The sequence below is a fragment of the Kosakonia pseudosacchari genome (assembly GCF_900184035.1).
In the GTDB taxonomy this organism is placed as follows: domain Bacteria; phylum Pseudomonadota; class Gammaproteobacteria; order Enterobacterales; family Enterobacteriaceae; genus Kosakonia; species Kosakonia pseudosacchari.
The window spans coordinates 302,477-315,851 of record NZ_FXWP01000025.1; the positions used below are offsets into that span (position 1 = coordinate 302,477).

The following is a 13,375-nucleotide window of genomic DNA, read 5'->3' on the forward strand; positions in this document are numbered from 1 at the left end:
TTCCCTTATTGTTCAAGACGGTTGCGCCAGGTGGTTAGCACATCGCTACGGGTTATCAGGCCGATAAAGCGGCCGTTGTCGGCGATCACCGCGACCAGGCCGCGATCGAAAATGGCGTACAGCGCACTTTCCGGCGCGTGTTTATCGAGGATTTCCACGTTGCGGGTCATTGCCGCTTTCACCGGCAACGCGAACCGCGCACTGTCGCCGCGCACGTGGCTTATCAGATCCCACTCGTCGACAATCCCCACCACCTGGCCGTTTTCGAGCACCGGCAGTTGCGAAATATCGTACAGACGCATGCGCGCCAGCACGGCGGCGAGGCTATCCTCTGGCGCGGCGGTGACGGTTGCCCCTTCGTCGTGGCGCAGGGCGATAAAATCGGTGAGATCGCCGCTGGAAGGGCGCGTGAGCAAACCTTGCTGGCGCATCCAGTCATCGTTGAACATTTTCGACAGGTATTTGTTGCCGCTATCGCAGGCGAACGTCACCACCCGTTTCGGCGTGGTTTGCGCCTGGCAGTAACGCAGGGCAGCGCTGAGCAGCGTTCCGGTGGACGATCCCGCCAGAATTCCTTCCTGTTGCAGCAGTTCTCTGGCGGTGGCGAAGGCTTCGCGATCGGTCACGCGAAAGGCTTTGCGCACGCCGTCGATGTGCGCCAGCGGTGGAATGAAATCTTCACCAATGCCTTCAACCAGCCAGGAACCTGGCGTGCTGTAGCGGCCATGCTCAACCTGATCGGCGAGGATCGAACCGGCGGGATCGGCAAGAACAAACTCGGTGTGCGGCGAGTGCTTAGCAAACCAGGCTTGCAGCCCGCCAAGTGTGCCGCCGGAACCCACGCCAACAACGATGGCGTCGATGTTGCCGTCCAGTTGTTGAAACAGTTCGGGCGCGGTCGTCGAGGCGTGCGCCAGCGGGTTGGCCTCGTTATTGAACTGGTCGATGTAAAACGCGCCCGGTGTCTCTTGCGCCAGGCGGCGTGCGTAATCCTGATAGTAAGCCGGGTGGCCTTTGTTAACGTCTGAGCGGGTGAGCACCACTTTTGCGCCCAGCGCACGCAGGTGGAAAATCTTCTCGCGGCTCATTTTGTCCGGCACCACCAGCACCAGCGAATAGCCCTTTTGCGCAGCGATCAGCGCTAATCCCAGACCGGTATTACCGGCAGTGGCTTCAATAATTGTCCCGCCAGGGGCGAGCAAACCACGGCGTTCGGCTTCGTTAATCATCGACAGCGCCACCCGGTCTTTTATCGAGCCGCCAGGGTTCTGGTTTTCCAGTTTGAGAAATAATTCGCACGGCCCGCTCGCCAGTTTATGCAACTGCAACAGCGGTGTTTGACCGATCAATTCGGTTACTGAATGGAAGACTGACATTGTGGATTCACCCGTAAAGATTCGTAATGAGCGGATGATAGGTCTGTCATTTTGCCTGTTTAAAGAACCTTTATTCGGCGTTTAGAACGAATAGAAATATAAAACGCTGTTTAGCCGTCAGGATGGCAAGACATGCAGTCGTCCGGATGGATTGATTGCCAGAAAAGCGGGTTTTTGCGCTGATTTCATGCACTTTTCCCCTTACGTTCGCCGCAGTTATGCAATTTTCGGCAATGCATTGCGAAATAAAGTCTTATCGTCAAAACCCCTGTTCCACCTCCGTTAGCGTTTTTAGTTATAAGTAATGTCCATTTGGTTATTTGAATTATCACTGCGGCTGATTATTATCGTCTGGACATCCATACCGCTAAACTGCCAAACGGAAACAGCAACGAATGATCGTCCTCAGGAATATCTCCAAGATTTTCGACCAGGGAAAGGCATCGATTACCGCCGTCGACAGCGTCAATCTGACGGTTGAGCAGGGGCAGATTTACGGCATTATTGGCTACAGCGGCGCCGGGAAAAGTACGCTGATTCGCTTGCTGAACGGACTGGAAAAACCCACTTCCGGCAGCGTGGTGATTAATGGCCAGGACATCGCCGCCGCGCGCGGAGAAGCGCTGCGCCAGGCGCGGCTGAAGATCAGCATGGTCTTTCAGCACTTCAATTTATTGTGGTCGCGTACGGTGAGCGAGAACATCGCGTTTTCGATGCAAATTGCCGGTGCGCCAAAAGCGCAGATTAACGCCCGCGTGGCGGAACTGATTGAGCTGGTGGGGCTGAAAGGGCGCGAAAAGGCTTACCCGTCGCAACTGAGCGGCGGGCAGAAGCAGCGTGTGGGCATTGCCCGCGCGCTGGCGAATAACCCGGATGTGCTGCTGTGCGATGAAGCGACCTCGGCGCTGGATCCGCAGACTACCGATCAGATCCTCGATCTGCTGCTCGATATTAATCGCCGTTTCAAACTGACCATTGTGCTCATCACCCATGAAATGCATGTGGTACGCAAGATTTGCGATCGCGTGGCGGTGATGGAGAACGGCAAAGTGGTGGAGGAGGGCGATGTGCTGAGCGTCTTTACCCATCCGCAGCAGCCGATCACCAAACAGTTTGTGCGCCAGGTGAGTCAGTATAAAGAAGAAGAGGCGTTCAACCCGGAGCTGAACAGCGATCTGGACGGTACGGTGATCAAGCTGACGTTTACCGGACACAGCACGCACCAGCCGATCGTCGGTGAGCTGACGCTGCGCTATGGTCTGCCGTTTAACATTTTGCACGGCAAGATGTCGCAAACCGCGCACGGCGTCTTTGGACAATTATGGGTGAACGTGAAGGCGACCCCGGAACAACTGAACAATATCCTGGCTGATCTGAGCAAAACGGATATTGAAAGCGAGGTCGTGACACATGGCTGAATCTCTCTTTCCGCACCTGAAATGGGCGCAACTCTGGGCGGCGACGCAAGAGACACTGTATATGACAGCGCTGTCGGGCGCGGCGACTTTTGTACTGGGGATTGTGCTCGGTCTGGCGCTATTTTTGACTGCTCGCGGCGGCCTGTTCCAGAACCGTACGCTGTATAGCGTGATTTCGATTGTGGTGAATGTCTTCCGTTCTATTCCGTTCATCATTTTGATTGTGCTGCTGATCCCGTTTACCAAAACCCTCGTTGGCACCATTCTTGGCGCGAACGCCGCGCTGCCCGCGCTTATCGTCGGTGCTGCGCCGTTTTATGCGCGTCTGGTCGAGATTGCGCTGCGCGAAGTGGATAAAGGGGTGATTGAGGCGACGCGTTCGATGGGCGCGCGGTTGAGCACACTGGTATTTCGGGTGTTACTGCCCGAATCATCACCCGCGCTGGTGTCCGGTATTACCGTGACGCTGATTGCGCTGGTGAGCTACAGCGCCATGGCCGGGGTTATCGGCGCTGGCGGGTTGGGCAATCTTGCTTATCTGGAAGGATTCCAGCGGAACCATAACGACGTCACGCTGATGGCGACGGTGACCATTCTTATCATCGTCTTCATCATCCAGTTCTGCGGCGACGTGATTACTTCTCTGTTAGATAAACGATAATTATTGGAAACCAACATCATGAAAAAAACACTGACACTGATTGCCGCAGCCACCCTCAGCGTGCTGAGCTTCTCCTCCTGGGCGGATACGCTGACCGTGGGCGCGTCTAACGTGCCACACGCCGAAATCCTTGAGCAGGCGAAACCGATTCTGGCGAAACAGGGTATTGATCTGGAAATCAAACCGTTCCAGGACTACATCCTGCCGAACACGGCGCTGGCCAGCCGTGAACTGGATGCCAACTACTTCCAGCACATTCCGTACCTGAACAGCGTTATCAAAGATCACGCGGGCGATAAAACCTATGATTTCGTCAGCGCAGGCGCGATCCATATTGAGCCGATTGGTATTTACTCCAAAAAATACAAATCGCTGAAAGATCTGCCGCAGGGCGGCAAAATCATCATGCGTGACGCGGTATCTGAAGAGGGGCGCATTCTCTCTATCTTCGAAAAAGAGGGCGTGATCAAGCTGAAACCAGGCATCGACAAAGTGACGGCGCGTATCGATGACATCGTCGATAACCCGAAAAAACTGCAGTTCCTGCCGAACGTCGAAGCAGCGCTGCTGCCGCAGATGTATAACAACGATGAAGGCGATGCGGTGGTGATCAACGCCAACTACGCGATTGATGCTGGTCTGGATCCGGTTCACGATCCGATTGCGGTGGAAAGCGGTGAAAACAACCCGTATGCCAACATCATTACCGTTCATCGTGGTGACGAGAAGAAAAAAGATATTGTGGCGCTGGTGAACGTGCTGCACTCCAAAGAGATTCAGGACTGGATCCGCACCAAATATAAAGGCGCGGTGATCCCGGTTAACAACTGATTCTCCCCTTCTGCGCGGTCTTGCTGGCCGCGCAGCTCGCTGTTGATTTCCCGCCTTAGATTTTCGCTGTGACTAATCTCACCAATTTTAAACAATCGCGTTAATACTCATTAACAATGCACTACTATTGCCGGGTTGACCAACTGCGGGGGTAGAGATGAAAGATGTCGTGATAGTCGGCGCGGTTCGCACGCCTATCGGCTGTTTTCAGGGCGCGTTGTCACGCCTCTCTGCCGTTGAGTTGGGCAGCCAGGTGGTGCGTGCGTTGATTGAGCGTAGCGGCGTGCAGCCACAAGATATCGACGAGGTGATTTTAGGCCAGGTGCTGACAGCGGGCGCCGGGCAAAATCCTGCGCGGCAGTCGGCGATCAAAGGCGGCCTGCCGAATACGGTTTCAGCGATCACTATTAATGATGTCTGCGGCTCCGGGCTGAAAGCCTTGCACCTGGCTTCGCAGGCGATCCAGTGCGGCGAAGCCGATGTGGTGATCGCCGGTGGGCAGGAGAACATGAGCCGTGCGCCGCATGTGCTGACCGACAGCCGCACCGGCGCGCAGCTCGGCAACAGCCAGCTTATCGATAGCCTGGTGCATGACGGTTTGTGGGATGCCTTCAACGATTATCATATGGGCGTAACGGCGGAAAATCTGGCGCGTGAATATGGCATCAGCCGCGAGCGTCAGGATGAATGGGCGTTAAGCTCGCAGCATAAAGCGCGTGTCGCTATCGATTCCGGGCGTTTTCGTGATGAAATTGTGCCGGTAAGCGCGGTGGATGCGGCAGGTCAGACGCAGGTTATTGATACAGATGAACAACCGCGCACCGACCCCAGCGCGGAAGCGCTGGCAAAGCTCGCGCCCGCGTTTGAACAAAGCGGCTCAGTCACTGCCGGTAACGCCTCACCTATTAATGACGGCGCAGCGGCGGTGATGGTAATGAGCGAAGCAAAAGCGCAGGAACTGAATTTACCGGTGCTGGCGCGTATCCGCGCCTTTGCCAGTGTTGGCGTCGATCCGGCGTTAATGGGCATTGCGCCGGTTTATGCCATGCGCCGTTGCCTTGAGCGCGCGGGCTGGCAGCTTGATGATGTCGATCTGATTGAAGCGAACGAAGCCTATGCCGCGCAGGCGTTGTCGGTCGGTAAAATTCTTGAATGGGATGAGAAGCGAGTGAATGTTAACGGCGGGGCGATAGCGCTGGGCCACCCGATTGGCGCGTCCGGCTGCCGTATTCTGGTTTCGCTGGTGCATGAAATGCAAAAACGTCATGCACGTAAAGGGCTGGCAACGTTATGTATCGGCGGCGGCCAGGGCGTGGCGCTGGCAATCGAACGCGATTAATCTTACTTTAAGTTAAATAAAGCCTTCCACCCGGAAGGCTTTATTGTTTGTGACTAACGCCTCAGCCGTCGTTTCAATTAAATTAAAACTTCGATGCCTCGCACTAATAATTATCCCACGCAATTAAAAAACACTTCTGCAAAAGTCAAATTTACGATTATTCCCTCCGTTACAATTTGAAATGTAAGCGATAAGCCTGCTTATTATTTGCTGATCTATTTTGTAGATCTCTGTTTTACTTTGTGTTTTTTATTTGTATTTAACTTTGTAAGTTAACCGTTAATAGAAAATTGGTGTGATCTTTATCATATTAATCTGGCGGTAAAGGGAAAATATATTGATATTCATCACGCCGTTATACATAGTTTCGCTCCATACAAATATTTACGATCACGATCACTAAAATAAAGTTGTCAAAAAAATAAAATAGAATTCCATAAAAATGGAACATAATTTTAATTATTGAGGTAATCTCATGTTTAAGAAAACTCTGGCTCTTGCTTCACTCCTTGGCGCTTCCTTTGCTTCACAAGCCGTCACCGTGGATTTACGTCACGAATACATCGACAGCGGTTCCAACGCCGATCGCGTAGCGGTTTCTCACCGCTTTGAGAATGGCGTAGGTTTCGGTGTTGAAGCGAAATGGAAATCTGGCGGCGATGAGGCCGACAAACCGTTAACGGAAATCGTGGGTAACGGCCACGAAGAGTCCATTAACTGGCGCTGGGCTGCGACCAAGAATTTTGCGTTAACACCAGGCTTTAATATCGAAAGTAAAGATACCAACTCCATCTATAAACCCTATCTTCACGCGCAATACAGCTTTGATAACGGCGTTTATATTGCAGGCCGTTACCGTTATGAATACACACGTAACCCGGATTCAAGCACCGTTGATAACAAGGTCAACAAATTTGATACCTGGGTAGGCTGGGCGATGGGCGACTACCGCATTGAGCTGAACTATGTTTACGCGAAGAGCACCGAAGATGTTATTCGTGAAAACAACAAAACTTATTCCAACGAATATAACGCCAAAGTTGCGTACAAACTGGATAAAAACTGGTCCCCGTATGTGGAAGTGGGCAACGTGGGTGTGAAAAATACCGACGAACGCCAGACCCGTTTCCGCCTCGGTGTGGCTTACTCTTTCTGATTGTCTGCATTACCCTCAAGTCAAAATCCCCGGAGCCGTTGCCCGGGGATTTTTTTATTTCTTCCCGTCAGACTTTTAGCTACAGGTTCGTTGCTTACCTTCTTTGGACTTTTGGACAGTGCTTTTGCATTTGCTCAGGTCCGCCCTGAATAATGTGAGTGACAGGAAGGCGGCAACGCAGCGAGTTCCGTGAAGTAAGTGACTGGGGCGAGTATGGCCGCTAACACACCAGTGGCTGAAAGTATGACGGGCAAGAACGGCACAAAAAAAAGCCCCCCAGGAGGAGGGCAAGGCCAGTTACAGAAACACTAACTCAATGTTTACGCTTGCAACATGACGCGTTGCTCAGGAAGTTTCGCGATATAAAGCGCCGGCTTACCGTCTTTATCGGAACTAAACAGAATCGCACTGTCGTCCGGTGTGAACGAGGGATGCGGATGCGTGACCTGGCGGCTGTTGGCAACCGTTGCCCAGGAAGTATCGTGGCGCGCCACGCGGAAGTAGGCTTTTTTCGCCACATCGAAAACATACAAATAGGGATCGTTATCAATGGTGTAACCGCTGGTATCTTTCACATCTACTGGCGTGCCGGAACCATCGCCAACCAGCAATGTGCCGTCAAAGTTGCTCATCAGGTGAGAGCACGCCGGCATCGGCATGACCGCGTCGTTCACGCCGGTATCCGGGTTGAAGCTGTAAATCATGCGCCCCTGTTTACCTTTCAGGTAAGAGACGTACACCAGCGCGGAGCCGTTCGGCACCCAGAATTCGTGGGTACAGCTTTCGCCTTCGGCGTGATCTTTTACTTTGCGTACATGGCTGCCGTCTTCATTGACCAGCCACATCCGCGCATCCACCAGATCGTGTGGGCCTTCGTGGCAAAACGCCACCGTGTTGTCGTCGAACGGGCGATAGATCGGGTGCCCCAGCCAGTTCTTCTCTTCATGGATCACGCTGCTCTCGCCACTTTGCAGATCTACGCGCAAAAGACGGCAGTGCGGGCCTTTATGGAAGAAATCGTGGAACAGTTTCCAGTCATTGAGCGGCGTCCAGTCGCTGGCGGCGATCTCAATCCCAACCAGTTTGCTGCAATCACTGTTCGCCACCCAGGTGCCGTAGCCGACCCACTCGTCCGGTACGCGATAAATTTCGCGCTCGGCGAGCGTTTGCAAATTCACTTCGCGCAGCGTGCGATCGTTCTTCACATAATATAAAGCGCTGTCATCCGGCGAGAGGAAACCACCAAAGGTGTTATCGCCCGCGCCTTCCGTTAACTGCACGGCTTCGGCTTTCGCGATATCCAGCAGGTAATAATTCCAGTGGCCATCAAATTCACCGGCAAACAACAGGTGGCTGCCATCATTGAAAAAACACTTCTGATAGAAGTAGTTCCGGTGGCAGGTCACTTCCGGTGGTGTTAAGCGGGTGACTTCCGCGCCGGTATCCGGATCGCGGCTGATTGCGTAATTGAGTTTTACCCGCATGCCTTTCGCCATATTTCACTCCTTTAGATGGTCCGGTGGGAAAGTTGCGCCCCCAATGATGACCACAGATGATTACAAGTTTAAAAATAGAGTGTTAATTTATCAAAACAACGTTTCAATATGTGTGATTGCTGACGCACTTTATAAGAAAACAACGGCTGCTAGCAGGATTAACGCGAGGTGAAAAAGCGTTTGCGCTGGGGGCTTTGATTTTAAACACAAAAACTGCCGATTGGCGGTCAAAACTCAAAGACGGACTTAACTTATTGTTTGATATGATTTATTTAAAATTATTCTCCAGGGCTAACCGGTGATGATGCGCTGTCAACGCCAAACAATCGTGATCACACTTACAGATTTAATAATATATGGCAGAAAAATTGAAACGTTGTTTTATTCAAGATTGAAAACATGTTTTAGCCGGGATAAGATGCGCGTAATGAAGAAACGGAACACTGTTTCTGCGTTCCACTGAGTGACGTTTCGGTCAAAATTTACTTCGGAGGTTATTGTGGAAGTCAGACAAAGCATCCACAGTGCGCATGCGAAAACGCTGGATACCCAGGGCCTGCGCAATGAGTTTTTAGTCGAAAAAGTATTCGCTGATGACGAATACACCATGGTGTACAGCCATATCGATCGCATTATCGTCGGCGGTATTAAACCGGTAAACAAAACCGTTTCTGTTGGCGGCGAAGTGGGTAAACAGCTGGGCGTGACCTATTTTCTTGAGCGTCGCGAACTGGGCGTGATTAATATCGGCGGCCCGGGCACCATTACCGTTGACGGTCAATGTTATGAAATTGGTCATCGTGATGCGTTATATGTCGGAAAAGGCGCCAAAGAGGTGGTTTTTGCCAGCATCGATAGCGCGAAACCAGCCAAGTTTTACTACAACTGCGCACCCGCACACACCTCCTTCCCAACGAAAAAAGTGACGCCAGCCGATGTGGCGCCAGTGACGCTTGGCGATCCGCTGACCAGCAACCGTCGCACCATCAACAAATATTTCGTACCGGACGTGCTGGAAACCTGCCAGTTAAGCATGGGGCTGACCGAGCTTGCGCCGGGCAACCTGTGGAACACGATGCCGTGCCATACCCATGAGCGCCGCATGGAAGTGTACTTCTATTTCAATATGGAAGAAGACGCCTGCGTATTCCATATGATGGGGCAGCCGCAGGAGACGCGTCACATTGTGATGCATAACGAGCAGGCGGTCATTTCTCCCAGCTGGTCAATCCATTCAGGCGTGGGTACGCGTGCGTATACCTTCATCTGGGGGATGGTGGGTGAGAACCAGGTCTTTGATGACATGGATCACGTCGCTGTAAAAGATCTGCGCTAATAGCGGGCAGCATAAAACCATGCCTGTCCGGTACAGGCGCTAATAGATTAAGGAATAAACATGATTCTGGATGCATTTTCTCTTCAAGGTAAGGTTGCGGTAGTCAGCGGTTGTGACACCGGTCTGGGCCAGGGTATGGCGCTGGGTCTGGCGGAAGCGGGCTGCGATATTGTCGGTATCAACATTGTTGAACCAACAGAAACCATTGAGCGCGTGACCGCGCTGGGCCGTCGTTTTCTCAGCCTGACGGCCGATCTGCGTCAGATCGACGGCATTCCGGCGCTGCTGGAGCGCGCGGTCGCCGAGTTTGGCAAAATCGACATTCTGGTGAACAACGCCGGTTTGATCCGCCGCGAAGACGCGATCAATTTCAGCGAGAAAGACTGGGACGACGTAATGAACCTGAACATCAAGAGCGTGTTCTTTATGTCCCAGGCGGCGGCAAAACACTTCATCGCGCAGGGTAATGGCGGCAAGATCATCAACATCGCGTCGATGCTCTCTTTCCAGGGCGGCATCCGCGTACCGTCTTACACCGCGTCCAAAAGCGGCGTCATGGGCGTCACGCGTCTGCTGGCGAACGAATGGGCGAAACACAACATCAACGTTAACGCTATCGCGCCGGGTTATATGGCGACCAACAACACCCAGCAGTTGCGTGCCGACGAGCAGCGTAGCGCCGAGATCCTCGACCGCATCCCGGCAGGCCGCTGGGGGCTGCCGAGCGATCTGATGGGGCCGGTGGTGTTCCTGTCTTCGAAAGCCTCCGATTACATCAACGGCTACACCATTGCTGTTGACGGCGGCTGGCTGGCGCGTTAATTCGCCTCGCATTGCCTGCATAAAAAACCTGCCTGCGGGCAGGTTTTTTTATCGCTGCGTATTAATTGTCCATATCTTGTGAATAGAAAAATCCATATCCTTTTATCTTAATTCGCAGGCTATTGATTAAAAATCTTTAAAAATAAATAAGTTAAAATTAGTTTAGTGCTTAAACTATATTTTCAAAATTGTAAACTCCATCACAAAACACCATGCCATAGCGCATTTATCCATATCTTCGCGTTTTCAGCACTGACGCTTTGCCCCGTCGCTGACTTACTTTCATAGGACGTCTTATTCTGTGTAGGCAGGAAAAAATGACTTCTATCAGTAATGATTCCGTAGCTTTACCACGCGCGCTGCGTGATACCCGGCGTATGAATCTGTTTGTCTCGGTGTCGGCCGCGGTCGCCGGGCTGTTGTTTGGTCTCGATATTGGGGTGATTTCCGGTGCGCTGCCGTTTATCACCGACCATTTCACCTTATCCAGCCGTTTGCAGGAGTGGGTGGTGAGCAGCATGATGCTGGGCGCGGCGCTGGGGGCGCTGTTTAACGGCTGGCTCTCTTTTCGCCTTGGGCGCAAATACAGCTTAATGGCGGGCGCGGCGTTATTTGTCGCCGGTTCGCTCGGTTCCGCGTTTGCCGCCAGTGTGGAAGTGCTGCTGCTTTCCCGCGTGCTGCTGGGGGTTGCGGTCGGCATTGCGTCGTATACCGCGCCGCTGTATCTCTCTGAAATGGCCAGCGAAAATGTGCGCGGTAAGATGATCAGCATGTACCAGTTGATGGTCACGCTGGGCATTGTGCTGGCGTTCCTGTCGGACACGGCGTTTAGCTACAGCGGCAACTGGCGGGCAATGCTCGGTGTACTGGCGCTGCCGGCGGTATTACTGATTGTTCTGGTGGTGTTCCTGCCCAACAGCCCACGCTGGCTGGCGCAAAAAGGGCGGCATATTGAAGCGGAAGAGGTGCTGCGTATGCTGCGTGATACCTCGGAAAAGGCGCGCGAAGAGCTGAATGAGATCCGCGAAAGCCTGAAACTGAAACAGGGTGGTTTCCAGCTGTTTAAAGCTAACCGCAATGTGCGCCGCGCCGTTTTCCTCGGCATGTTATTGCAGGCGATGCAGCAGTTCACCGGCATGAATATCATCATGTATTACGCGCCACGCATTTTTAAAATGGCCGGGTTTACCACCACGGAACAGCAGATGATCGCCACGCTGGTGGTGGGGCTGACCTTTATGTTTGCCACCTTTATTGCGGTGTTTACCGTGGATAAAGCGGGGCGCAAACCGGCGCTGAAAATTGGTTTCAGCGTGATGGCAATTGGCACGTTGATCCTTGGTTACTGCCTGATGCAGTTTGATAACGGCACCGCGTCGAGCGGGTTATCCTGGCTTTCGGTGGGCATGACGATGATCTGTATCGCCGGGTATGCGATGAGCGCCGCGCCGGTGGTGTGGATCTTGTGTTCCGAGATCCAGCCGCTGAAATGCCGCGATTTCGGCATCACCTGTTCCACCACCACTAACTGGGTGTCAAACATGATTATTGGCGCGACTTTCCTGACGTTGCTGGACGCGATTGGCGCGGCAGGCACGTTCTGGCTCTACACTGCGCTTAATCTGGCGTTTGTCGGTGTCACTTTCTGGCTGATCCCGGAAACCAAAAACGTCACGCTGGAACATATTGAACGTCGTCTGATGGCGGGTGAAAAACTGCGTAATATCGGCGTGTAACAATAGCCCTCTCCCCGGCGGGAGAGGGCAGAATTACACCCGCGCCAGGTAGAGCGCGGGCATGCCTTCGGCATCGGAAGTGTAGAGTACCCACTGGTTATCTGGCGAGAAAGAGGGGTGCGGGTGCGTGACCTGGCGGTCGCCATCCAGCACTTTCCAGCTACTGTTATGCTGGCAAATCGCTTTCTGTTCGCCGCTGTGAATATCAAATACCCAGATAAACGGATCGTTAAGGTGGATGTCGCCGGTGTGATGCGGCGCGCCGTCGCCGACCACCAGGCTGCCGTCTTGATTACTCATCAGATGCGAGCAGGGCGGGATCGCCATCAACTGCTGGTTTTCCAGCGTGTTCGGATCCGCACTGTAGAGATAACGGCGCGGATCGTTTTCCTGGTGCGCCACGTAATAGAGCGCGGATCCGTCCGGCACCCAAAATTCATGGGTAAAACTTTCTCCCGGCTTGTGCTGGCGCACTTTGCGCAGGTTGCCACCATCTTCATTAATCAGCCACATGCGTGCATCAATGACATCGCGCGGGCCTTCGTGGCAAAACGCCACGGTCTGATCGTCGAAGGGGCGATAGATCGGGTGGCCCAGCCAGCGTTTTTCCTGCAACAGGGTGTCGCGTTTACCGCTTTGCAGATCAATGCGGATCAAGCGGCATTCGGGGTTGGTGAAGTAGAAATCGCGGAATTTTTGCCAGTCGGTAAGTGGTCGCCAGTCGCTTTTTTTAATTTCAATGCCGACCAGTTTGGTACAGCTGGAGTTCGCGACCCAGGTGCCATACGCCATCCACTCATCGTCAACCTCGTAGACGATATGCTCTTCGAGCGTATGCAAATCCACGCGACGCAGTTCGCGGGTGTTTTTCACATACCACAGCGCGCTGTCATCGGCGGACAAAAAACCGCCAAACGTGTTGTCTCCCGCGCCTTCGGTGAGCTGTGTCGCTTCGCGGTTCGCGAGATCCAGTAAGTAGTAATTCCAGTGGCCTTCAAACGCGCCGCCGAAAATCAGTTTCCCGCCGTCCCGGGTAAAGCATTTCTGATAGAAGTAGTTACGGTGACAAATAATATGCGGCGGCGTCAGCCGGATAACCTCATGCCCGGTTTTGTCGTCTTTCTGGCTGCGGAAGGTGAGAGAGAGGTTTTTCCCCTTTGCCATTACCTGCTCCTTAGATAAAAAAATACCCTGCCGCAAACGG

Annotated in this window: 11 protein-coding genes; 8 read left to right on the forward strand and 3 right to left on the reverse strand. The window is 53.1% G+C overall.

The window, feature by feature from the left end:
• Positions 1 to 5 precede the first annotated feature (5 nt).
• The gene (locus tag BN2591_RS20010) at positions 6 to 1,376 is read right to left on the reverse strand and encodes a pyridoxal-phosphate dependent enzyme (RefSeq protein WP_086873574.1); all 1,371 of its coding nucleotides are present in this window, start codon (positions 1,374 to 1,376) and stop codon (positions 6 to 8) included.
• A 395-nt stretch (positions 1,377 to 1,771) separates the two neighbouring features.
• On the opposite strand from BN2591_RS20010, the gene BN2591_RS20015 reads away from it, so the two are divergent.
• The 5 genes from BN2591_RS20015 (at position 1,772) to BN2591_RS20035 (ending at position 6,781) form a co-directional block, all read left to right on the forward strand.
• On the forward strand, positions 1,772 to 2,794 hold the full coding sequence (locus tag BN2591_RS20015; protein ID WP_086873575.1) for a methionine ABC transporter ATP-binding protein: 1,023 nt from the start codon (positions 1,772 to 1,774) through the stop codon (positions 2,792 to 2,794).
• On the forward strand, positions 2,787 to 3,455 hold the full coding sequence (locus BN2591_RS20020; protein ID WP_086873576.1) for a methionine ABC transporter permease: 669 nt from the start codon (positions 2,787 to 2,789) through the stop codon (positions 3,453 to 3,455). The genes BN2591_RS20015 and BN2591_RS20020 overlap by 8 nt, the downstream gene beginning before the upstream one ends.
• 18 nt (positions 3,456 to 3,473) lie before the next feature.
• On the forward strand, positions 3,474 to 4,286 hold the full coding sequence (locus BN2591_RS20025) for a MetQ/NlpA family ABC transporter substrate-binding protein (RefSeq protein ID WP_025263848.1): 813 nt from the start codon (positions 3,474 to 3,476) through the stop codon (positions 4,284 to 4,286).
• A gap of 157 nt (positions 4,287 to 4,443) precedes the next feature.
• The gene (locus tag BN2591_RS20030; RefSeq protein WP_086873577.1) at positions 4,444 to 5,625 is read left to right on the forward strand and encodes an acetyl-CoA C-acetyltransferase; all 1,182 of its coding nucleotides are present in this window, start codon (positions 4,444 to 4,446) and stop codon (positions 5,623 to 5,625) included.
• 475 nt (positions 5,626 to 6,100) lie between these two features.
• Positions 6,101 to 6,781 (forward strand): oligogalacturonate-specific porin KdgM family protein, encoded by a 681-nt coding sequence (locus tag BN2591_RS20035; RefSeq protein ID WP_086873578.1) that lies wholly within the window; start codon positions 6,101 to 6,103, stop codon positions 6,779 to 6,781.
• A 320-nt stretch (positions 6,782 to 7,101) separates the two neighbouring features.
• Here BN2591_RS20035 and BN2591_RS20040 read toward each other — a convergent pair whose 3' ends face one another.
• On the reverse strand, positions 7,102 to 8,277 hold the full coding sequence (locus BN2591_RS20040) for an oligogalacturonate lyase family protein (protein WP_020455076.1): 1,176 nt from the start codon (positions 8,275 to 8,277) through the stop codon (positions 7,102 to 7,104).
• A gap of 499 nt (positions 8,278 to 8,776) precedes the next feature.
• On the opposite strand from BN2591_RS20040, the gene kduI reads away from it, so the two are divergent.
• The 3 genes from kduI (at position 8,777) to araE (ending at position 12,171) form a co-directional block, all read left to right on the forward strand.
• Positions 8,777 to 9,613, forward strand: a complete 837-nt coding sequence (gene kduI, locus BN2591_RS20045; RefSeq protein ID WP_086873860.1) for a 5-dehydro-4-deoxy-D-glucuronate isomerase — start codon at positions 8,777 to 8,779, stop codon at positions 9,611 to 9,613.
• A 60-nt stretch (positions 9,614 to 9,673) separates the two neighbouring features.
• A complete protein-coding gene (kduD, locus tag BN2591_RS20050) occupies positions 9,674 to 10,435 on the forward strand; it encodes a 2-dehydro-3-deoxy-D-gluconate 5-dehydrogenase KduD (RefSeq protein ID WP_086873579.1) in 762 nt (253 codons plus the stop codon).
• Between the two features lie 317 nt (positions 10,436 to 10,752).
• Positions 10,753 to 12,171, forward strand: a complete 1,419-nt coding sequence (gene araE / locus BN2591_RS20055) for an arabinose-proton symporter AraE (protein WP_086873580.1) — start codon at positions 10,753 to 10,755, stop codon at positions 12,169 to 12,171.
• Positions 12,172 to 12,204: 33 nt separating this feature from the next.
• On the opposite strand, the gene BN2591_RS20060 is transcribed toward araE, so the two are convergent.
• Positions 12,205 to 13,335: an oligogalacturonate lyase family protein gene (locus BN2591_RS20060; protein WP_086873581.1), complete on the reverse strand. Its 1,131-nt coding sequence runs from the start codon at positions 13,333 to 13,335 to the stop codon at positions 12,205 to 12,207.
• Positions 13,336 to 13,375: the final 40 nt, after the last annotated feature.

What these genes read in the sequence shown, in the direction of transcription:
- BN2591_RS20060 (WP_086873581.1), bottom strand. Translation starts at nt 13,335, where the DNA reads ATGGCAAAGGGGAAAAACCTCTCTCTCACCTTCCGCAGCCAGAAAGAC.
- BN2591_RS20010 (WP_086873574.1), bottom strand. Translation starts at nt 1,376, where the DNA reads ATGTCAGTCTTCCATTCAGTAACCGAATTGATCGGTCAAACACCGCTG.
- BN2591_RS20020 (WP_086873576.1), top strand. Translation starts at nt 2,787, where the DNA reads ATGGCTGAATCTCTCTTTCCGCACCTGAAATGGGCGCAACTCTGGGCG.
- kduD (WP_086873579.1), top strand. Translation starts at nt 9,674, where the DNA reads ATGATTCTGGATGCATTTTCTCTTCAAGGTAAGGTTGCGGTAGTCAGC.
- BN2591_RS20030 (WP_086873577.1), top strand. Translation starts at nt 4,444, where the DNA reads ATGAAAGATGTCGTGATAGTCGGCGCGGTTCGCACGCCTATCGGCTGT.
- BN2591_RS20040 (WP_020455076.1), bottom strand. Translation starts at nt 8,277, where the DNA reads ATGGCGAAAGGCATGCGGGTAAAACTCAATTACGCAATCAGCCGCGAT.
- BN2591_RS20015 (WP_086873575.1), top strand. Translation starts at nt 1,772, where the DNA reads ATGATCGTCCTCAGGAATATCTCCAAGATTTTCGACCAGGGAAAGGCA.
- BN2591_RS20025 (WP_025263848.1), top strand. Translation starts at nt 3,474, where the DNA reads ATGAAAAAAACACTGACACTGATTGCCGCAGCCACCCTCAGCGTGCTG.
- araE (WP_086873580.1), top strand. Translation starts at nt 10,753, where the DNA reads ATGACTTCTATCAGTAATGATTCCGTAGCTTTACCACGCGCGCTGCGT.
- BN2591_RS20035 (WP_086873578.1), top strand. Translation starts at nt 6,101, where the DNA reads ATGTTTAAGAAAACTCTGGCTCTTGCTTCACTCCTTGGCGCTTCCTTT.